The 20,359-nt window shown below is 73.0% G+C and carries 16 protein-coding genes; 11 read left to right on the top strand and 5 right to left on the bottom strand.

The window, feature by feature from the left end:
- Positions 1–457 precede the first annotated feature (457 nt).
- Together ADK86_RS05825 and ADK86_RS05820 are read left to right on the top strand one after the other, a co-directional pair.
- Complete coding sequence (locus ADK86_RS05825) at positions 458–1,489, top strand: DUF1996 domain-containing protein (RefSeq protein WP_234345727.1); 1,032 nt, start codon at positions 458–460, stop codon at positions 1,487–1,489.
- A 192-nt stretch (positions 1,490–1,681) separates the two neighbouring features.
- Positions 1,682–3,331 (top strand): alpha/beta hydrolase, encoded by a 1,650-nt coding sequence (locus tag ADK86_RS05820; RefSeq protein WP_234345726.1) that lies wholly within the window; start codon positions 1,682–1,684, stop codon positions 3,329–3,331.
- 97 nt (positions 3,332–3,428) lie between these two features.
- On the opposite strand, the gene hemQ is transcribed toward ADK86_RS05820, so the two are convergent.
- Both hemQ and hemG read right to left on the bottom strand, forming a co-directional pair.
- Positions 3,429–4,157 carry a hydrogen peroxide-dependent heme synthase gene (hemQ, locus tag ADK86_RS05815; protein WP_030599703.1) on the bottom strand — a complete coding sequence of 243 codons (729 nt, stop codon included), beginning with the start codon at positions 4,155–4,157 and terminating at the stop codon, positions 3,429–3,431.
- A gap of 10 nt (positions 4,158–4,167) precedes the next feature.
- A complete protein-coding gene (gene hemG, locus ADK86_RS05810; RefSeq protein WP_053695616.1) occupies positions 4,168–5,634 on the bottom strand; it encodes a protoporphyrinogen oxidase in 1,467 nt (488 codons plus the stop codon).
- Between the two features lie 145 nt (positions 5,635–5,779).
- On the opposite strand from hemG, the gene ADK86_RS05805 reads away from it, so the two are divergent.
- Positions 5,780–6,784 (top strand): DUF4349 domain-containing protein, encoded by a 1,005-nt coding sequence (locus ADK86_RS05805; RefSeq protein ID WP_053695615.1) that lies wholly within the window; start codon positions 5,780–5,782, stop codon positions 6,782–6,784.
- A gap of 70 nt (positions 6,785–6,854) precedes the next feature.
- Positions 6,855–8,069 carry a thiolase family protein gene (locus tag ADK86_RS05800; RefSeq protein WP_053695614.1) on the top strand — a complete coding sequence of 405 codons (1,215 nt, stop codon included), beginning with the start codon at positions 6,855–6,857 and terminating at the stop codon, positions 8,067–8,069.
- Positions 8,070–8,082: 13 nt separating this feature from the next.
- On the opposite strand, the gene ADK86_RS05795 is transcribed toward ADK86_RS05800, so the two are convergent.
- Positions 8,083–8,592 carry a hypothetical protein gene (locus tag ADK86_RS05795; protein WP_053695613.1) on the bottom strand — a complete coding sequence of 170 codons (510 nt, stop codon included), beginning with the start codon at positions 8,590–8,592 and terminating at the stop codon, positions 8,083–8,085.
- 161 nt (positions 8,593–8,753) lie between these two features.
- On the opposite strand from ADK86_RS05795, the gene ADK86_RS05790 reads away from it, so the two are divergent.
- A complete protein-coding gene (locus tag ADK86_RS05790; RefSeq protein ID WP_053695612.1) occupies positions 8,754–10,184 on the top strand; it encodes an aldehyde dehydrogenase family protein in 1,431 nt (476 codons plus the stop codon).
- Between the two features lie 85 nt (positions 10,185–10,269).
- On the top strand, positions 10,270–11,652 hold the full coding sequence (locus ADK86_RS05785; RefSeq protein WP_053695611.1) for an FAD-dependent oxidoreductase: 1,383 nt from the start codon (positions 10,270–10,272) through the stop codon (positions 11,650–11,652).
- 43 nt (positions 11,653–11,695) lie between these two features.
- Here the strand turns inward: ADK86_RS05785 and hemE are convergent, their stop codons facing one another.
- Positions 11,696–12,763, bottom strand: a complete 1,068-nt coding sequence (gene hemE, locus ADK86_RS05780; RefSeq protein WP_053695610.1) for a uroporphyrinogen decarboxylase — start codon at positions 12,761–12,763, stop codon at positions 11,696–11,698.
- Positions 12,764–12,865: 102 nt separating this feature from the next.
- On the opposite strand from hemE, the gene ADK86_RS05775 reads away from it, so the two are divergent.
- The 3 genes from ADK86_RS05775 to ADK86_RS05765 all read left to right on the top strand — a co-directional run bounded on the left by ADK86_RS05775 (position 12,866) and on the right by ADK86_RS05765 (position 15,937).
- On the top strand, positions 12,866–13,522 hold the full coding sequence (locus ADK86_RS05775; RefSeq protein WP_003985652.1) for a DUF3000 domain-containing protein: 657 nt from the start codon (positions 12,866–12,868) through the stop codon (positions 13,520–13,522).
- Positions 13,523–13,912: 390 nt separating this feature from the next.
- Positions 13,913–14,575, top strand: a complete 663-nt coding sequence (locus ADK86_RS05770) for a response regulator transcription factor (RefSeq protein ID WP_003985651.1) — start codon at positions 13,913–13,915, stop codon at positions 14,573–14,575.
- An 87-nt stretch (positions 14,576–14,662) separates the two neighbouring features.
- The gene (locus tag ADK86_RS05765) at positions 14,663–15,937 is read left to right on the top strand and encodes an HRDC domain-containing protein (protein WP_078951849.1); all 1,275 of its coding nucleotides are present in this window, start codon (positions 14,663–14,665) and stop codon (positions 15,935–15,937) included.
- 43 nt (positions 15,938–15,980) lie between these two features.
- Here ADK86_RS05765 and ADK86_RS05760 read toward each other — a convergent pair whose 3' ends face one another.
- Complete coding sequence (locus ADK86_RS05760; RefSeq protein ID WP_053695608.1) at positions 15,981–16,469, bottom strand: PepSY domain-containing protein; 489 nt, start codon at positions 16,467–16,469, stop codon at positions 15,981–15,983.
- Positions 16,470–16,977: 508 nt separating this feature from the next.
- Between ADK86_RS05760 and ADK86_RS05755 the strand changes: the two genes are divergently transcribed.
- Positions 16,978–18,198, top strand: coding sequence for a thiolase family protein (locus ADK86_RS05755; protein WP_003985648.1), 1,221 nt, complete (start codon positions 16,978–16,980; stop codon positions 18,196–18,198).
- A complete protein-coding gene (locus ADK86_RS05750) occupies positions 18,195–20,321 on the top strand; it encodes a 3-hydroxyacyl-CoA dehydrogenase NAD-binding domain-containing protein (RefSeq protein ID WP_053695607.1) in 2,127 nt (708 codons plus the stop codon). The genes ADK86_RS05755 and ADK86_RS05750 overlap by 4 nt, the downstream gene beginning before the upstream one ends.
- Positions 20,322–20,359 lie beyond the last annotated feature (38 nt).

Here is a 20,359-nt window from a genome sequence, read left to right as displayed (position 1 = left end):
CGCCCCCCCCCCCGCCCCTGGCCCCGCCGCCCGCCACACCCACCCCCGTCCCCCCATCGGCGACGTATGCCCTGCCTCCGCCCGCCACGCCACCCGCCACCGCCACCGGGGCCCCGGAATCCGCCCGGTCCCCGAAGGCCGGCGTCAACACCCCCGAGAGAACGGGAAGAAGTGATCGCCCATGCCCGACCCCCGGCACTCCGCGAGCCCAAAGCCCCCGCAAAGCCCCCGCCCTTCGCCACCGCCACGACCGGCGCCACCACCCCACAAGCCCCCGCAGCTCCCACGGCACCGGCGCCGGCTCGGCGCCAAGCACCTCGTGCTGATCGCCCTGCTCGCCGTGCTCGGCTCGGCCGGCACCTTCGTCTCCGTCACCGGTAACGCCTCGGCTCACAACGCCACTCCCCCGTCCGGGTCCCCGCCCGTCGATCCGTCACCTTCACCCTCGTCACCCAGCGTGACAGACCCCACTGACAACGCCCCCGCCGACGCCTCCACCAGCGCTTCCGCCGGATCCTCGCGCACCCCGGCAGGCGCCCCCGACGGCCCCGCGGGCCCGACCGGCTCCGGCACCCCCAGCGGCTCCACCGGGCCGGGCCAAAGCGCCCCGGCCGCAGGGGACTTCGCCGACATCCGCTCCGTACGCCCCGGCCCCCGCCCTCCGCGCGACGAACCCGGCGCGTCCACCGGCACCTTCACCAGCGACTGCGGCCGCAACGAGGAGCGGCACAACAACCCCGACAACTTCATCGTCACTCCCGGTGTCCGCAACGGCGCCCACCACCTGCACGACTACGTCGGCAACCGCTCCACGGACGCCTTCTCCACCGACGGCTCGCTGCGCGCGGCCGGCACCACCTGCGCCCGCGGCGACAAGTCGGCGTACTTCTGGCCCGTACTGCGCCGCCTCAGTGGCGGGGACGGCCCGAGCGGCGACAACGGGCAGGATCCGGCGGACGGGAACGTGGGGCGGGTGCTGACGCCGTCCTCGGTCTCGCTGACCTTCCGCGGCAGCCCGGCGGGCAAGGTCGCCGCCATGCCCGAGGGCCTGCGCGCCATCACCGGCGACGCCAAGGCGTTCACCAACGGCACCGCCAACGCGCGGGCGCAGTGGACCTGCACCGGCTTCGAGGACCGGCGGCTGGCGGACAAGTACCCGCTGTGCCCCGGCGGCAGCCGGGCCGTACGCGTCCTGGACTTCCCCAGCTGCTGGGACGGGACGAACAAGGACAGCGCCAACCACCGCACCCACCTCGTCTTCCCCGACCGGGCCTCCGGCCGCTGCCCCGCCGGCACGAAGGCCGTGCCCCGGCTCCAGATGCGGCTGACCTACGCCGTCACCCCCCGGCCGCGCGCCTTCGCCCTGGACAGCTTCCCCGAGCAGCTGCGCAAGCCGGTGACCGACCACGCCGACTTCGCCAACTTCATGCCGCGCGACCTGATGGCGCGCGCGGTGGCGTGCATCAACTCCGGCCGCCGCTGCCGCTGAGGAACACGGGACCGTACGCACGCAAGGCTGTACGAGCCGAACGGCCGTGACCCCCGCACCGCGCTCCACTCGTTGGGGGCATAGCTCCCGACACCGGAGCGCGGTGCTTTACAAGCCCAACCCTCGCCCCAACTATCCCTTTTGTATGCGCACCGGGCGTCTGTAGGGCGCCTCCATACGAAGGGACGGCTTGTGAAAGCAGTAGCGCTGTACGGCACCCTCGGGTCGCTGGTCCTGTCCGCCCTCGTCGCCGTCCCGGCCGGCGGCACCACCCGGCCCGCCGAGGCCCCGGTCAGGCCCCCGGCCCCCGCGCCGCCCCGGATCGCCTTCGGCCGCTGCGCACCCGAGGAGCACCTGCCGGCCGGCGTGGAGTGCGGCCGCCTCGCCGTCCCGCTGGACTACGCCCACCCCAAGGGCAAGAAGATCTCCCTCACCGTGAGCCGGGCCCGCGCCACCGGCTCCCCCAGGGAGCGGCAGGGCTCGCTCGTCTTCAACCCGGGCGGCCCCGGGGCGTCCAGCATGAACTTCCCGCTGTACGGGCAGCTGGACCGGTGGCGCAAGACGGCGCGGGCCTATGACCTCGTCGGGTACGCGCCGCGCGGCGTCGGGCGCTCGGCGCCGCTGTCCTGCCAGGACCCGGCGGAGTTCGCCAAGATCCCGAGCCGGAGCCCGAAGCTTCCCCCGGAGGCGTTCAAGCGGAAGAAGTTCGCCGAGGCGAAGGCGTACGCGCAGGGCTGTGCACGCAACGCGGGCCCGGCGCTGCGCCACTTCACGTCCGCCAACAACGCCCGCGACCTGGACATGCTGCGCGCCGGGCTCGGCGAGAAGAAGCTCACCTTCATGGGCGCCTCCTACGGCACCTACTTCGGGGCCGTGTACGCGACGCTCTTCCCCGGCCACGTCCGCCGCATGGTCTTCGACAGCGTCGTCAACCCCGACCCCCGGCAGGTCTGGTACCGCAACAATCTCGCCCAGAACATCGGCTTCGAGCGCCGCTGGCAGGACTGGGCCCGCTGGGTGGCCAGGCACCACAAGGTCTACCACCTGGGTACGACACCGCGGGCGGTACTGCGCACGTACGACACCGTGCGGGCGCGGCTGGACCGCAAGCCGCTGGGCGGAAAGGTCGGGTCGGCGCAGCTCCAGGCGGCGTTCCTCAAAACGGGCTACAACGACGCGTACTGGCCGGTGCGCGCGGCGGCGCTCGCCGCGTACGTCAAGGGCGACCCGAAGCCGCTCCTCAAGCAGGCCACCCCGCTGCCGGACGGCGCGAAGGCGGACGAGAACAGCAACGCGGTCTACACGGCGGTGGAGTGCAACGACGGGCTGTGGCCGCGTGACCTGCGGGTCTGGGACCGGGACAACACCGCGAGCGCGCGGGTGGCGCCCTTCGAGACCTGGGACAACGCCTGGATGAACGTGCCGTGCGCCTTCTGGCCCCGCTTCTCGCCCAGGGGCGCGTCCGCCGTACAGGACCCGATGGGCTACGCGGCGGACGTGGACGAAGCGGCCATGCCGCCGGCCGGCGCGCCGCACCGCCCGGTGGACGTGCGTACGGCGCCGGGCGCGCTGCCGCCGGTACTGCTGCTGTCGGCCGAGCGGGACGCCGCCACACCGCACGCCGGCGCGGTCGAGCTGCGGCGCCGGCTGCCCGGCTCGTCGCTGGTGACCGAGCGCGGCGCGGGTACACACGGCGTCTCGTTCGGCACGAACACCTGCGCCAACCAGTATGTGGAGCGGTATCTGCTGACCGGGCGGACCCCGGCGCGGGACACGTACTGCGGGCCGCGCGCGGAGCCCAAGCCGGTGCCGCCGACGGCCAGGAAGCACGGGAGCAAGTAGCGCGGCGAACCGCGCAGTGAGTGACAGGCCGGGTGGCGCACCCGGCCTGTCACGCTGTCCGGGACCGGTACGGCCGTCCCGGTACGGCCCCGCCGGCTCAGGCCAGCCCGGCGACCAGCTCGGCGACCGGCTTGCGGCGGCCGGTGTAGAACGGCACCTCCTCGCGGACGTGCAGCCGCGCCTCGGAGCCGCGCAGGTGGCGCATGAGGTCGACGATGCGGTACAGCTCGTCGGCCTCGAAGGCGAGGATCCACTCGTAGTCGCCCAGCGAGAAGGACGGCACCGTGTTGGCGCGCACGTCCGGGAAGCCGCGGGCCATCTTGCCGTGGTCGGCGAGCATCCGGCGGCGGTCCTCGTCGGGGAGCAGGTACCAGTCGTAGGACCGCACGAAGGGATAGACGCTCACGTACTCGCGGGCGACCTCGTCGGCCAGGAACGCCGGGATGTGCGACTTGTTGAACTCGGCCGGGCGGTGCAGCGCCATGTTCGACCACACCGGCTCCAGCGCGCGGCCGAGCCTGGTGCGGCGGAAGAGGTTGTACGCCTCCTGGAGCGCGTCGGAGCTCTCCGAGTGCCACCAGATCATCACGTCGGCGTCGGCGCGCAGACCGGAGACGTCGTACGTGCCGCGCACCACGACGTCCTTGGCGGCGAGCTGCGCGAACAGCGTCTCGACCTCGTCGGCGTAGCCGGTGCGGTCCTCGGGCAGCACGTCGCGCAGCTTGAACACCGACCAGAGCGTGTAGCGGATGACCTCGTTCAGGTCCTTCGCCTTCTTGCCGGCGTTCGGGGTCTTCTCGGGAGCGGGGGCGGAAGCGTCAGTCATGGGTCCATTCTCACTCGGCCGGTGCGGCGGCTCGCGGCAGGGTGTCCAAGATGTCGTCCGCGGCCGCGCGGGCCGACGCGATGCAGGCCGGAATGCCCACGCCGTCGTAGAGCGCCCCGCATACCCGCAGGCCGGGCAGCTTGCCGGCCTCGGTCCGGATGCGGGCCACCCGCTCCAGGTGGCCGACCGGGTACTGCGGCAGCCCGCCGTCCCAGCGGGTGACCTGCTGCGCCACGGGCCGGACGGCCAGCCCGACCGCCGCGCCGAGGTCGCGCAGCGACAGGTCCACCAGGTCGGCGTCGTCGCGCGCCAGGTCGGCCTCGTCGCCGTACCGCCCCACGGAGGTGCGCAGCACGAACAGGTCCCGGTCGGCGTCCGCGAGCCAGCCCCACTTGTTGCTCGCGAAGGTGGACGCCTTGATCTTGCGGCCGTCGACCGGCGGGACGAGGAAGCCGCTGCCGGACAGCGCCGCCTCCACGTCCGCGCGGCGGAAGGCCATGGTCACCAGGGCCATGGAGGCGTACTCGACGGCGGACAGCTCGGTGGCGGCGACGGGCGCCTCGGCGGCCAGCAGCCGGGCGGCCGCGGGCGCCGGCGTCGCCAGGACCACGGCGTCCGCGTCCAGCGCCGCCGGGCCGTCCCCGCCGTCCAGGACGACGCGCCAGCCGTCGGCGGTGCGGCGCAGCTCCCGTACGGGGGTTTCGGTACGAATGGTGCCGCCCGCGGCCCTTACCGCATCGGCGACGGCGCCCGGCAGCGTGCCCACACCGCCGTCGATGCCCATGAACACCGGCGCCTGCGCCTGGCCGGACCCGTCGGCGCGCGCCGCCGCGCGCGCTTGGATGCCCCGTACGCCCTCGATCAGCGAGCGCTCGGCGCGCGCGGCCTCGAAGAGCTGCGGTACGGCGGCGCGCATCGAGATCCGGTAGGCGTCGCCCGCGTAGACGCCGCCGAGCAGCGGTTCGACGAGCCGGTCCACGACCTCGCGGCCGAGCCGTTCGGCGACATACGCGCCGACCGCCACGTCCGCGCCGACCTCCGTACGCGCCAGCGTCTCGTCCTCGGAGATCCGCGCCATGCCCTCGGCGGAGATCACGCCGGAGGCGGCCAGCAGGCCCAGGTCACCGGGCACGCCCATCACATGGCCCTTGGGCATCGGCCGCAGCGCGCCGCGCGTCCACAGGGCGGCGGTCGCGGTGGTGGGCGGCTGCAGCCGGTCCCCGAGGCCCACGGCACGCGCCAGGTCCACCGCCTCCGGCCGCCTGGCCAGCATCGATTCGGCGCCGAGATCGACCGGTACGCCCGCGATCTCCCCGGCGCGCAGCTTGCCGCCCAGCCGCCCGGAGGCTTCCAGTACGGTCACCCGCGCGCCGCCACCGAGCAATCGGTGGGCCGCCGCCAGGCCCGAGATGCCCCCACCGATGACGACGACGTGACTTCCGGGCGCGCGGCCCGTACTGGTGTGCGCTGTGCTCATGCCCCCACTCTCTCAGAAGCCCCCTCCTGCGGAGTCCGCGCGGAGTCCGGACCGTGACCGCATCGCGACCCACAAACGGCAACCCACGGCTCCCCCGCCCCGTCGAAGTGGCAACGACAGCACACCACTTCGGGGGGTACGGATCATGGGCACAGCGAGTCGGGCGTACGGAGCGCGGCGGGCGGCCGCGGGAGCGCTGCTCGCGGCGTCCCTCGCGGTCGCGGGGTGCGGGGCCGCCGGACAGGGCGACTCCAAGCCGGCGAGCGCGCCGCAGGCCGACAAGGGCTCCGCGCGGGGCGAGCAGGGCATGGTCGGCCCGAAGGCGCCAGCCGACGGCAAGGCCGGGTCCGGGACGGGCAGCGCGACCGGCAAGCCCACGCAGGTCTCGACGGCGCAGATCATCCGTACGGCGACGGTCACCGTCGAGGCCGCGGACGTACCGGGAGCGCTGGCCAAGGCCCGTACGGCGGCGAAGGGCACCGGCGGCTACGTCGAGGACGAGTCCACCGACCGGGACGGCGACGGCCGGGAGCGCTCCCGGGTCGTCCTGCGGGTGCCGCCCGAGGCGTACGACGGACTGCTGGACCGGCTCTCCCGCCTGGGCACGCTCAAGGAGCGCCAGGTCTCGGCGAAGGACGTGACCGACCAGGTCGTGGACACCGACAGCCGCATCACGTCGCAACAGGCCAGCGTGGCGCGGGTGCGGGCACTGATGGACAAGGCCACATCGATCGGCGACATCGTCACGCTGGAGTCCGAACTCAGCCGCCGCCAGTCGGAACTGGAGTCCCTGCAGGCGCGCTTGAAGTCCCTGAAGGAGCAGACCGGCATGGCCACGGTCACGCTGGTGCTGCGCGAGCCGGACGCGGCGGACGACGACGGGGAGACCACCTTCGGGGACGCGCTCAGCGGCGGCTGGGACGCCTTCACGGCGGGGGTGCGGTGGCTGCTGGTGGCGGTCGGCGCTGCGCTGCCGTTCCTCGCGGCCGGAGCGCTGGGGTACGGGCTGTGGCGGGTGCTGCGGGGCCGGCTGCTGAGGCGTACGCGGACGTTCGACGTCCCCCCGGCGCCGCCGCAGCAGTTCCCCACGGAAGCCGCGCCGGAGGGCACGGACACCGCACGGGAGGGTGACGGCCCAGGGGCCCGTTGACAGCCGTGCGCGGCGGGCAAAGACTCGGGGCGGTAGCGCCGATCTTCGAGCGGACAGGGCGGGCGGGCTGATGACAGAGCAGGGTGCACGAGGCGCTTGGGGCGCCCGTGATGTGTATGTCGTGGATGCGGTGCGGACGCCGATCGGCCGGTACGGCGGTGCGCTCGCGGGGACCCGTCCCGATGATCTGGCGGCGCATGTGGTGCGGGCGCTGGTGGAGCGCACCCCGCAGCTGGATCCGGCGCGGATCGATGATGTGGTGTTCGGGGATGCGAACGGGGCGGGGGAGGACAACCGGAATGTGGCGCGGATGGCGGTGCTGCTGGCCGGGCTGCCGGTGACGGTGCCGGGGGTGACCGTCAACCGGCTGTGCGGCTCCGGCCTGGAGGCCGTCATCCAGGCCGCCCGCGCCATCGCCCTGGGCGACGCGCACATCATGTTGGCGGGCGGGGTGGAGTCGATGAGCCGCGCCCCCTATGTGCTGCAAAAGCCGGAGCGGGCCTTTCCGGCCGGGCATCAGGAGCTGTTCTCCTCCACGCTGGGCTGGCGCATGACCAACCCCGCCATGCCGCCGCAGTGGACGGTGGCGCTGGGCGAGGGCGCAGAGCTGATCGCGGAGAAGTTCGGCATCGACCGGGCGGCGCAGGACGCGTTCGCGCTGGCCAGTCACCGCAAGGCGGCACGCGCCTGGGACGAGGGCGCGTACGAGGCTGAGGTGGTGCCGCTGCCGGACACCGACCTGGCCCGCGACGAGGCGATCCGCGCCACCACCACCCCGGAGGCGCTGGCCAAGCTCCGCCCCGCCTTCCGCAAGGACGGCGGCACGGTGACGGCGGGCAATGCCTCCCCGCTGAGCGACGGCGCCGCCGCCCTGCTGCTGGCCGACGCGGAGGGGCTGCGGGCCACCGGCCGCGAGCCGCTGGCGCGGATCGGCGCGGGCGCGGTGACCGGGATCGAGCCGCAGCTGTTCGGCCTGGGCCCGATCGAGGCCGTCCACCGCGCCCTGCACAAGGCCGGGCGCGGTTTCGCGGACCTGGCCGTGGTGGAGCTGAACGAGGCGTTCGCGGCGCAGGCGCTGGGCTGTCTGGCGCAGTGGCCGGGTCTGGATCCGGAGGTGGTCAACCCGCGTGGCGGCGCCATCGCCCTCGGCCATCCGCTGGGGGCGTCCGGGGCCCGGCTGGCCGGGGCGGTGGCCCATCAGCTGGCCGCCCGCGGCGCCGGGACCGGCCTGGCGGCGCTGTGCATCGGCGTCGGCCAGGGCCTCGCCCTCACCCTCGAACGCTGACCGGACGGAGCGCTCACTCGCGGGTCCGGTAGCCGTTCAGTATCTCCAGATACGCCCTGCCCGCCTCCGTGATGGCGAAGTGCTCCCGGACGTCCCCGACCTCGCCCATCTGCGCGAACGTGCGCCCAGGCAGTCGTTCGACCAGGCCCGTGCCGGTGAGGCGGCGCAGTTCGGCGTCGAGGAGCGGGCGGGTGCAGCCGCTGTCGTACGGCAGCGGTCTCCCGTCGGCGAGCGCCTGGAGGTGCCGCAGTTCCTCGCGGGGCACCAGGTGCTCGAAGAGGAACTTCATCCGGTCCATCTCCTGTTGCTGACCGGCCTGGGTCTTCTTGATCTCGCGCAGCACCACGCCGCCCGCGACCGTGTCGATCCGCTGGAGGATCGTCGACATCCAGGGGATCAGCGCGAGGACGAGCAGCGCCACGGCCGTCGCGTCCACCCGCTCCGGGACGAGGAGCTTGAGGGCGAGGCCGAGCAGCGCCGCCACGGTCACCGCTGTACGCGTCCACAGGTCCTCCTTGGACACGGTCCGCCCCCTCCCCGGCCGCCCGCCGTCCTCAGTGACGCTGCCTCCATGGAGCGGCGCCCGCAAGGCCCGCACCCCGTCGCCCTCGTTGATCACCGGTGCGAGAGGATGAACCGAACTGGTTCATTCCTCAACCGTTCCCCTCGACCGGAGGTTGCGCGATGCCCCTGCTCGACCCGGCACACCGGCCCACACTGCACGGCGGCGAGACCACGGCGGTCGAACCGGCGACCGGCGAACCGCTGGCCTCGTTCACCCTGGCCGCCCCCGCCGACGTGGAGAGCGCCGCCGCCGAGGCCGCGGCAGCCCAGCGCTCCTGGGCGCGCACCCCGTACACGGAGCGCGCCGCGGTGCTGCGCCGGGCCGGGGACCTGATCACCCGGCACGCCGCCGAGCTGTCCGAGTGGATCATCCGGGAGGCCGGGAGCGTGCCCGGCAAGGCCGAGTTCGAGATCCGGACCGCCGCCGAGGAGTGCTACGAGGCCGCGGCCCTCGCCCACCATCCGCTGGGCCAGGTGCTGCCCTCCGCGGCGCCGCGCCTGTCGTACGCGACCCGGGTGCCGGCCGGCGTGGTCGGCGTCATCGCGCCGTTCAACGTCCCGCTCGTCCTCGCCATGCGCTCCGTCGCCCCGGCCCTGGCGCTCGGCAACGCGGTCGTCCTCAAGCCCGACCCGCGTACCGCGGTGTGCGGCGGCCACGCCGTGGCGGCGGTCTTCGCGGCGGCCGGGCTGCCCGAGGGGCTGCTGCACGTGCTGCCGGGCGGCACGGAGGCCGGGCAGGCCCTGGTCGGCGACCGGCACGTCCGGGTGATCTCCTTCACCGGCTCGACGAACGCGGGCCGCAATGTCGGCGCGCTCGCCGCGCGCCATCTGAAGCGGGCCCATCTGGAACTGGGCGGCAACAGCGCCTTCCTCGTCCTGGAGGACGCGGATCTGGACGCCGCCATGTCCGCCGCGGCCTGGGCCTCCTTCTTCCACCAGGGCCAGATCTGCATGTCCTCGGGCCGCCATCTCGTGCACGCCTCCTTGTACGAGGAGTACATCGAACGGCTGGCGGCCAAGGCGGACTCGCTCGCCGTCGGCGATCCGTACCGCGAGGACGTCCAGCTCGGGCCGGTGATCGACCGCGGGCAGCGGGACCGCATCCACGGCCTGGTGGAGGCGAGTACCGCGGCGGGCGCCCGGCTCGCGGCCGGCGGCAGCCACCGCGAGCTGTTCTACCGGCCCACCGTCCTGGCCGACGTGGACGACCGCTCCCCCGCCTACGCCGAGGAGGTCTTCGGGCCAGTCGCTCCGGTACGCAAATTCCACACCACCGACGAGGCCGTGGCGCTGGCGAACGACACCGCATACGGGCTGGCACTCGGCGTCGTCACCCGGGACACCGCCCGCGCGCTGGAGCTGGCCGAGCGCATACCGACCGGACTGCTGCACATCAACGACCAGACGGTCAACGACGAGCCGGTCGCGCCGATGGGCGGCCTCGCCGCCTCCGGCACCGGCGCGCACTTCGGCGGCACGGCCAACCTGGACGCGTTCACCGAGACCCGCTGGACCACGGTCCGCGCCACCCCGGCCGGTTATCCGCTCTGACCCGTAATCTGCGCCGTACGGGACAGACGGTCTGCGCAGGGCCGTACACGGGACACGGCCGTACACGAGAAGGGAGCACCCCGCGATGGCGGAGCGACTGGTGGTCATCGGCGGCGACGCGACGGGCATGTCCGCCGCGTCCCAGGCCCGGCGGCTGAGGAAGCCCGGGGACCTGGAGATCGTCGCGTTCGAGCGCGGTCACTTCACCTCCTACTCCGCCTGCGGCATCCCGTACTGGGTCGGCGGTTCGGTGGACGGACCGGACGACCTGATCGCCCGGTCGCCGGAGAAGCACCGCGAGCGCGACATCGACGTACGGATGCGTACCGAGGTCATCGAGCTGGACCCGGACCGCGGCCGGGTCCGCACCCGCGACCTGGACGGCGGCGGCACCGAGTCCTGGACCGGCTACGACAAGCTGGTGATCGCCACCGGCGCGCGGCCGCTGCGCCCGCCGCTGCCGGGCATCGACGCGCCCGGCGTGCACGGTGTGCAGACGCTGGACGACGGGCAGGCGCTGCTGGACACCCTCCAGGCCACCGAGGGCACCAAGGCCGTCGTGGTGGGCGCCGGCTACATCGGCGTCGAGATGGCCGAGGCGCTGGTCACCCGCGGTTACGACGTGACGGTCCTGGACCGCGGCGAGCAGCCGATGTCCACGCTCGACCCCGACATGGGGGCACTCGTCCACGAGGCGATGTGCGGAATGGGCATCGAGACGGTGCGCGGCGCGGTCGTCACCGGAATCCGCACCGACGACTCCGGGCGGGCCTGCGCGGTGACCACCGAGGACGACGGCGAGTATCCGGCCGACGTGATCGTGCTGGGCCTGGGCGTACGGCCCGAGACCACCCTCGCCGAGCAGGCCGGCCTGCCGCTCGGCGACACCGGCGGGCTGCTCACCGACCTGTCGATGCGGGTGCGCGGCCACGAGAACGTATGGGCCGGCGGGGACTGCGTGGAGGTGCTGGACCTGGTGCTGGGCCGGACCCGGCACATCGCGCTGGGCACCCACGCCAACAAGCACGGCCAGGTCATCGGCTCGAACGTGGCCGGCGACTACGCGACCTTCCCCGGCGTCGTCGGCACCGCCGTCTCCAAGGTCTGCGACCTGGAGATCGCCCGCACCGGCCTCCTGGAGGAGCAGGCGAAATCGGTCGGCCTGAAGTACGTGACCGTCACGATCGAATCGACCAGCCGCGCCGGCTACTACCCGGGCGCCCGCCCGATGCGCGTGAAGATGATGGCCGAGCGGCGCACCGGGCGCCTCCTCGGCGTCCAGATCGTCGGCCGGGAAGGCGCCGGCAAGCGCGTGGACGTGGCGGCGGTGGCGCTCACGGCGCGGATGACGGTCGAGCAGATGACCGCCCTCGACCTCGGTTACGCGCCGCCGTTCTCGCCCGTGTGGGACCCGGTCCTGGTCGCGGCCCGCAAGGCGGCGGCCGCGGTGCGGGAGGCGGGCGGCTGAGCGGACGGCGGGCCGCCGGAGCACCGGTGGCCCGCCCGCGCGGTCAGCGGGCCGAGCGCTCGTGGACGTACTCGACGAGGCGGGTCAGCGCGCCCGGGTCGGTGTTCGGCAGCACGCCGTGCCCCAGGTTGAAGATGTGGCCCTCCAGGCCGGCGGCGGCGTCCAGCACCTCGTCGGCCTTGCCCTCGACGGCCTCCCGCGGCGCGAACAGCACCGCCGGGTCGAGGTTGCCCTGGAGCGCCTTGCCGGGGCCGACCCGGCGGACCGCCTCGTCCAGCGGAACGCGCCAGTCGACACCCACGACGTCCGCGCCCGCCTCGCCCATCAGGCCCAGCAGCTCGCCGGTGCCGACGCCGAAGTGGATACGCGGGACGCCGTACCCGGACACCGCCTCGAAGACCTTGGCGGAGGCCGGCATGACGGAGCGGCGGTAGTCCGCGGGGGCCAGCGCGCCCACCCAGGAGTCGAAGAGCTGTACGGCGCTCGCGCCCGCCTCGATCTGCACCTTCAGGAACGCCGAGGTGATCACGGCCAGGCGGTCCAGCAGGTCGGCCCACAGCTGCGGGTCGCCGTACATCATCGCCTTGGTGTGCTCGTGGTTGCGGGACGGGCCGCCCTCGACCAGGTAGCTGGCGAGCGTGAACGGCGCGCCCGCGAAGCCGATCAGCGGAGTGCTGCCCAGCTCGCCGACGAGCATCCGCACGGCCTCGGTCACATACGACACGTCGCCGGGCTCCAGCGGACGCAGCCGCTCCAGGTCGGCGCGCGTACGGACCGGCTGCTCGACGACCGGGCCGACGCCCGGCTTGATGTCCAGGTCGATGCCGATGGCCTTCAGGGGGACGACGATGTCGCTGAAGTAGATCGCCGCGTCCACGCCGTGCCGGCGCACCGGCTGGAGGGTGATCTCGGTGACCAGCTCCGGCATCATGCAGGAGTCGAGCATCGCGGTGCCCTCGCGGACCTTGCGGTACTCCGGCAGCGAGCGCCCGGCCTGGCGCATGAACCACACGGGCGTGTGCGGCACCGGTTCCCGGCGGCATGCCTTGAGGAAGGCCGAGTCGTACGTACCGGTCTGCTGCTGGCCCGTCGGGCGGTCGTTGGCGCTCACACACCGAATCTTCGCACGCGCGCGAGGGCGCCTCCGAATGGGCGACGCGCGCACCGGGTGTCCTCCCTCACCCAGCGGCTCCTTCCGCCTAATCTTCCGGGCATGGCTGCGGCTCACGAACACCTCGCGGACAGCGCGGACAACGTACCGATCCCCTTCCGTCAGGCGATCGAGGCGCTCCGCACGGCACGGCTGCGCCCCGAGATCGAGATCGAGCCGACGCCCGCGCCCAAGCGCCTCGCGCCCTTCGCATACGCGCTGGAGGCGGCGGTCGTCGAACCGGGCGCCGGGCCGGAGGGGGAGGACGCGGATCTGGCCGACGGGAGACTGGTGCTGCTGCACGACCCGGCCGGGCACGACACGTGGCAGGGCACCTTCCGGGTGGTGACGCTGGCGCGCGCCGAGCTGGAGCCGGAGATGGGCGCCGACCCGCTGCTGCCGGAGGTGTCCTGGTCCTGGCTGACGGGGGCGCTGGACGCGCGCGGCGTGCGGTACGGGGAGATCGGCGGCACGGTCACCCGGGCCAGTTCGCATTCCTTCGGCAGCCTCGCGGAGCGGGAGCCGGCCACCCAGCTGGAGATGCGCGCCTCGTGGACCCCGGAGGAGGGGCAGGGCGGGGTGCCGGACACCGCGGCCCACCTGTCGGCGTGGTGCGACCTGCTGTGCCAGGTGGCGGGCCTGCCCCCGGCCGCGCCCGAGCCGTCGCCGCGCGGCGGCGTGGTGCCCCTGCCGCAGCGCCGGGGACCCCAGGCACGCTGAACGCGCTCCGCGCACTGGCGCACCAGGGGGCGCGCGTCCCCGTACGCCCTCCGGCGCGGTGACACACCCGCCGGCGTACGGCAGCGGCGGGCAGCGTACGGACGCGCCGCCCGGCGCCACCGCGCACCCACCGGCGCACCACCTGACGGGCAGGCGGACGCCCTTCTCCCCCCACACCCCTCGAACGCTCTCCCGGCAACCGTCCACCGCCGGATCACCCTCCAGTCGATCAAGCGGCCGATTTGCCCGAAATGAACCTAACTAAGTTGAGATCAAACTCTAAAGTCGAGCCCGTTTGATGCCGAAGAGGTCAGTGACCCTTCAAAGACGGAGCATTCCGACTCGCCCCAAATGTCGGCTCCCGTCCCGCCACTCCCCCCAGGAGGCCCGGTGTCAGTTCTCCTCGAGCAACCTTCGAGCCTGGTCGCCTACCGCCCGAACAAGCCGACGGCCATGGTCGTCGTGGCCGACCCTCGCGTCCGCTCCACCGTCACCCGCCACCTGTGGGCGCTCGGCGTACGGGACGTGATCGAGGCGTCGTCCATCGCGGAGGCCCGTCCCCGCGTCGGCAGCCCGCGCGACATCTGCGTGGCCGACGTCCACCTTCCCGACGGCTCCGGCCTGACCCTGCTGTCCGAGACCCGGGCGGCCGGCTGGCCCAACGGCCTCGCCCTGTCCGCCGCCGACGACATCGGCGCCGTACGCAACGCCCTGGCCGGCGGCGTCAAGGGCTACGTCGTCACCGGCACCCGCACCAACCTCGGCCTCCCGGGCCGCCCCGGCGCCGCGCCCATCGGCGCCAACGCGGCCCGTATGCACCGCCGCCCGCCGGGCGCCCCCGGCCACCCGGGCGGCTACCGCGAACTGTCCGGACGCGAGGTCGAGGTGCTGCGGCTGGTTGCGGAGGGCCAGTCCAACAAGGCCATCGGCGTCTCGATGGGCCTGTCGGCGCTCACCGTCAAGAGCCACCTGGCCCGTATCGCCCGCAAGCTGGGCACCGGCGACCGGGCCGGCATGGTCGCCGTGGCCCTGCGCACCGGCATCATCCACTGACCTCCGCCCCCCCCGAACACCACCGTCCCGCCCGTCGAGGGAACGTTCCCTCGACGGGCGCAGTGCATACACAGATACCCTTGACTGGTGACCGACGCCCAAAAGACCGCAGAAGACTCGACACTGCGAACACCCGGAGACTCTCCTCCGGACACCCGCCCGGCGCCGGTCCCCCTGCTGGAACCGCGCGAGGGCACCCCGCCCGTGACGGCCACGGCCGAGGAACTTGCCGAAGTCGTGACGGCCTTCGCGGCCGGTACCGGCCCGGTGGCGGTGGACGCCGAACGGGCCTCCGGCTACCGCTACGGCCAGCGCGCCTACCTGGTGCAGCTGCGCCGCGAAGGCGCCGGCAGCGTCCTGATCGACCCGGTCGGCTGCCCCGACCTCTCGGCGCTGGGCGAGGCGATCGCCGACGCCGAATGGGTGCTGCACGCCGCCACCCAGGACCTCCCCTGCCTGCGCGACATAGGCATGGTCCCGTCCCGGCTCTTCGACACCGAGCTGGCCGGCCGCCTCGCCGGCTTCGCCCGCGTCGGCCTCGGCGCGATGGTGGAGAACGTCCTCGGCTACGCCCTGGAGAAGGGCCACTCCGCGGTCGACTGGTCCACCCGCCCCCTGCCGGAGCCCTGGCTGCGCTACGCCGCACTCGACGTCGAGCTGCTGGTCGACCTGCGCGACGCCCTGGAGGACGAGCTGTCGCGGCAGGGCAAGCTCGAATGGGCGCACCAGGAGTTCGCGGCCATCGCCGCCGCGCCCCCGGCGCCGCCCCGCAAGGACCCCTGGCGCCGCACGTCCGGCATGCACAAGGTCCGCCGCCGCCGGCAGATGGCCGTCGTACGGGAACTGTGGACCACCCGCGACGAGGTCGCCCAGCGCCGCGACATCTCACCCGGCAAGGTGCTCGGCGACGCCGCCATCATCGAAGCGGCCCTGAACCTGCCCCCCAACGCCCACGCCCTCGCCGCCCTCCCCGGCTTCGGCCACCGCATGGGCCGCCGCCAGCTCGAACAGTGGCAGGCCGCCGTGGACCGCGCCCGCGCCCTGCCGGAAAGCGAGCTGCCGCAGCCCGGCCAGCCGCTGAACGGCCCGCCGCCGCCCCGCTCCTGGGCCGACAAGGACCCGGCGGCAGCGGCCCGCCTGGCCGCCGCCCGTACGGCCGTGACCGCCCTGGCCGAGGACCTGAACCTCCCCCAGGAGAACCTGATCACCCCCGACACGGTGCGCCGCCTGTGCTGGGAGCCCCCCGCCGAACCGACCAAGGAGGCCGTCGCGGCCGCCCTGGCCGGCCACGGCGCCCGCCCCTGGCAGATCGAACAGGTCACCCCGATCCTCACCGAGGCCCTGACCTCGACCGGCGCCTGATTCCCCGGGGGCGGCCCGGCGATCCCGGCCCGCCCCCGGAGGCTCAGTCCCGGTCGACGTGCTCGCGCAGAATCTTCCGGCCGGCCGCGTCCACATCGAACGTGGTCTTGTTCCAGTCGTTCTTGGTCACCACATCCACCGACCAGATCTCCTTCTTCTGGTCATTGGTGTCCAGCTCCACAGCGGTGACCGTCCCGCTCTTGCGCCCCGTGGCCGTGGCAGCGGCCTGCTGCGGCGTCACCGTGGCCCGCTTGAGCCGGTCCGCCAGCTCCTTCATGTCATCGTCGTCGTTCTTCTTCGCCTCCGGCGCCCCCGCCTTCCCGGAAACCGCGTCGACACGCACGGTGCTGGCCTTCCCGTCCTCGGTGGCCACCTCCGTAACCCACTCAGGCTTCCCACCGCTCCCCCGCTTGAGCTCCACCGCCACCCCCTTGGAGCCCGACACCGCCCCCGTAGCAGCCTTGAGCGCCTGGTCATACGAAGTCTTGGCCTCCGGAACGAGCGCCTTGCGCGACCGCTGATCCTCGGTCATCCCACCGGAGGAGGCCCCCGAAGACTCCCCACCCCCAGCAGACTGCGAGGGGGCCGAGGCCGAAGGCGAGGCGGACGACCCCCCACCCCCGCTGTCATCGTCCCCACACCCGGCCAACAACCCCCCGGCCAATGCGACAGCACACGCAGCCCCCACAACCCGAACACGCTTGGTCACGACTTCGCTCCTATCTGTACGCATACCTGCACCATAAGACCGCAATGCCACCAATGCGCGCAGGAGGCGCTTTTCTCGGCCACAACGACGGGAAGGCCGCCGAGCCCCCACCACCGAACCCCAGGCGCAAGCCCGCACCCCCACCGGGGCAACCGCACACTCACCAGCCGAAACAACCACCGCACCCCCGCCGACAAAGTCGGCCCTGTGACCTTCACCGCAGACCCCAAGAGGACTGGGCACCATGGTTACCCACAAGTAGCATGAGGACCGGGACGCGCCCCCGGGCGCGCCCGCAGCAGTGCCATCCCGCACCTGGAGGAGAGCCAACGTGCCTCGTACCGCTAGGGACGTCGTCTTCGTCGACGGCGTCCGCACCCCGTTCGGCAAGGCGGGCCCCAAGGGCATCTACCACGAGACCCGCGCCGACGACCTGGTCGTCAAGTGCATCCGGGAGCTGCTGCGCCGCAACCCGGACCTCGACCCGGCCCGTATCGACGAGGTCGCCCTCGCCGCGACGACCCAGATTGGCGACCAGGGCCTGACCCTGGGCCGTACCGCGGGCATCCTCGCCGGCCTCCCGCAGTCCGTGCCCGGCTTCTCCATCGACCGGATGTGCGCCGGCGCCATGACAGCCGTGACGAGCATCGCCGGCGGCGTCTCCTTCGGCGCGTACGACATCGCCGTCGCGGGCGGCGTGGAGCACATGGGCCGCCACCCCATGGGCGAGGGCGTCGACCCCAACCCCCGCTTCGTCAGCGAGAAGCTCGTCGACCAGTCGGCCCTCTTCATGGGCATGACGGCGGAGAACCTCCACGACCGCCTCCCCCACCTCACCAAGCAGCGCGCCGACGAGTACGCGGTACGCAGCCAGGAGAAGGCCGCCAAGGCGTACGCCGACGGCAAGATCCAGGCCGACCTGGTGCCGATCTCGGTGCGCCGCACCAACCCGGAGGGCGGCGAGACCGGCTGGGGCCTGGCCACCGCCGACGAGCCGATGCGCCCGGGCACCACTCTTGAGAACCTGGCGAACCTCAAGACGCCGTTCCGCCCGCACGGCCGCGTCACCGCCGGCAACGCCGCGGGCCTGAACGACGGCGCCACCGCCTCGCTGATCGCCGCCGAGGACGTGGCCCGCGAGCTGGGCCTGCCGGTCAAGATGCGCCTGGTGGACTACGCCTTCGCGGGCGTGGAGCCGGAGGTCATGGGCATCGGCCCGGTCCCGGCGACCGAGAAGGCCCTGGCCAAGGCGGGGCTGACGATCGACGACATCGGCCTCTTCGAGATCAACGAGGCGTTCGCCGTCCAGGTGCTGTCGCTGCTCGACCACTACGGCATCGCGGACGACGACCCGCGCGTCAACCAGTACGGCGGCGCGATCGCCTTCGGCCACCCCCTCGCCTCCTCCGGCGTGCGTCTGATGACGCAGCTGGCCCGGCAGTTCGAGGAGCAGCCGCAGGTCCGTTACGGCATCACGACCATGTGCGTCGGCTTCGGCATGGGCGGCACGGTCATCTGGGAGAACCCGCACTTCGAGGGAGCAGGCAAGTGACCACCACCACCGAGCTGCTGAAGGGCGCGGCCGAGCTGTTCCCGGACGAGGTCGTCACCCAGGCGCACGTACGCCACCTGGAGCTGCCCGGCGCCGGCACCTTCGCGCTGATCACGCTGGACAACGGCCTGGACCACACCAAGCCGACCACCTTCGGCCCGCAGTCGCTGGCGAACCTGAACACCGCGATCGACCAGGTCGAGGCGGAGGCGAAGGACGGGAAGATCACCGGCGTCGGCATCACCGGCAAGCCGTTCATCTTCGCCGTCGGCGCCGACCTCAAGGGCGTCGAGCTGCTCAAGCGGCACGAGGACGCGCTGGCCATCGGCAAGGGCGGCCACGACGTCTTCAAGCGCCTGTCGGGCCTGGCCGTGCCGACGTTCGCGTACTACAACGGCGCCGCGATGGGCGGCGGCGTCGAGGTCGGTCTGCACTGCACGTACCGCACCGTCTCCAAGGCGCTGCCCGCCTTCTCGCTGCCCGAGGTCTTCCTCGGCCTGGTGCCCGGCTGGGGCGGCTGCGTCCTGCTGCCGAACCTGATCGGCGCCGACCGCGCCGTCTCGGTGATCATCGAGAACTCGCTCAACCAGAACAAGCAGCTCAAGGGCCAGCAGGTCTACGACCTCGGCATCGCCGACGCGATCTTCGAGGGCGCGGACTTCCTGGAGCAGTCGCTGCTGTGGACCGCCTCGGTCCTCAAGGGCGACACCGAGGTCGTACGGACCGAGGTGGACCGCGGCGAGGCGTGGGACCAGGCCGTACAGCGCGGCAAGTCCATCGCGGACGGCAAGGTGCACGGCGCCGCCCCGGCCGCGTACCGCGCGCTGGACATCATCGCCGCCGCCAAGAACGGCGACCTGCGCCAGGGCTTCGACGCCGAGGACCAGGCCCTCGCGGACCTGATCATGGGCGGCGAGCTGCGCAGCGGCATCTACTCCTTCAACCTGGTGCAGAAGCGCGCCAAGCGCCCGGCCGGCGCCCCGGACAAGTCCCTCGCGCGCCCGGTCACCAAGGTGGGCGTGGTCGGCGCGGGTCTGATGGCCTCGCAGCTGGCGCTGCTGTTCGCGCGCCGCCTGGAGGTGCCGGTGGTGCTCACCGACATCGACCAGGAGCGCATCGACAAGGGCGTGACGTACGTCCACGACGAGATCGACAAGCTGCTCCTGAAGGGCCGCGTCAACCAGGACAAGGCCAACCGCCTCAAGGGCCTGGTCAGCGGCCACCTCGACAAGGCCGCCGCCTTCGGCGACGCGGACTTCGTCATCGAGGCCGTCTTCGAGGAGATGGGCGTCAAGCAGCAGGTGTTCGCCGAGGTCGAGGCGGTCGTGCCGGAGCACGCCATCCTCGCCACGAACACCTCGTCCCTCTCGGTCACCGAGATGGCGTCCAAGCTCAAGCACCCCGAGCGGGTCGTGGGCTTCCACTTCTTCAACCCGGTCGCGATCCTGCCGCTGCTGGAGATCGTGCGCGCCGAGAAGACCGACGACGCGTCGCTGGCCACCGCCTTCTCCGTCGCCAAGTCGCTGAAGAAGACGGCCGTGCTGGTCAAGGACGCCCCGGCGTTCGTGGTCAACCGCATCCTGACCCGCTTCATGGGCGAGATCCAGAACGTCATCGACGAGGGCACCCCCGTCGAGACCGCCGAGAAGGCCGTCGAGCCGCTCGGCCTGCCGATGTCGCCGCTGGTGCTGCTGGAACTGGTCGGCCCGGCCATCGGCCTGCACGTCTCCGAGACGCTGCACGGCGCCTTCCCGGACCGCTTCACCGTCTCGCCGAACCTGGCCGCCGTGGTCAAGGCCGGCAAGCGCGGCTTCTACGTGTACGACTCCGGCAAGCCGGAGCTGGACCCGGAGGTCAAGGCGCTCCTCAAGCAGGGCGACACCGTCCTGACCGAGGAGCAGGTCCGCGACCGTGTCCTGGACGCGGTGGCCCAGGAGATCGGCCTGATGCTGGACGAGGGCGTCGTCGCCGAGGCGCAGGACATCGACCTGTGCCTGATCACCGGCGCCGGCTGGCCCTTCCACCTGGGCGGCATCACGCCGTACCTGGACCGCGAGGGCGTCTCCGAGCGCGTCAACGGCAAGAAGTTCCTCGCCCCGGGCGTGGCGAGCGTGCCCGCGTAATACGGGACGGCATCCGCGCCGACTGCCCTGGTACCGCT

The organism is Streptomyces sp. NRRL F-5755 (assembly GCF_001279365.1).
In the GTDB taxonomy this organism is placed as follows: Bacteria; Actinomycetota; Actinomycetes; order Streptomycetales; family Streptomycetaceae; genus Streptomyces; species Streptomyces rimosus.
This window is presented reverse-complemented; position numbering and strand designations above follow the sequence as displayed.

Excerpts from the sequence above, each read along its gene's own strand:
- hemQ (WP_030599703.1), bottom strand. The coding sequence starts at position 4,157 with ATGACTGACGCTTCCGCCCCCGCTCCCGAGAAGACCCCGAACGCCGGC.
- hemG (WP_053695616.1), bottom strand. The coding sequence starts at position 5,634 with ATGAGCACAGCGCACACCAGTACGGGCCGCGCGCCCGGAAGTCACGTC.
- ADK86_RS05805 (WP_053695615.1), top strand. The coding sequence starts at position 5,780 with ATGGGCACAGCGAGTCGGGCGTACGGAGCGCGGCGGGCGGCCGCGGGA.
- ADK86_RS05800 (WP_053695614.1), top strand. The coding sequence starts at position 6,855 with ATGACAGAGCAGGGTGCACGAGGCGCTTGGGGCGCCCGTGATGTGTAT.
- ADK86_RS05790 (WP_053695612.1), top strand. The coding sequence starts at position 8,754 with ATGCCCCTGCTCGACCCGGCACACCGGCCCACACTGCACGGCGGCGAG.
- ADK86_RS05785 (WP_053695611.1), top strand. The coding sequence starts at position 10,270 with ATGGCGGAGCGACTGGTGGTCATCGGCGGCGACGCGACGGGCATGTCC.
- ADK86_RS05775 (WP_003985652.1), top strand. The coding sequence starts at position 12,866 with ATGGCTGCGGCTCACGAACACCTCGCGGACAGCGCGGACAACGTACCG.
- ADK86_RS05760 (WP_053695608.1), bottom strand. The coding sequence starts at position 16,469 with ATGACCGAGGATCAGCGGTCGCGCAAGGCGCTCGTTCCGGAGGCCAAG.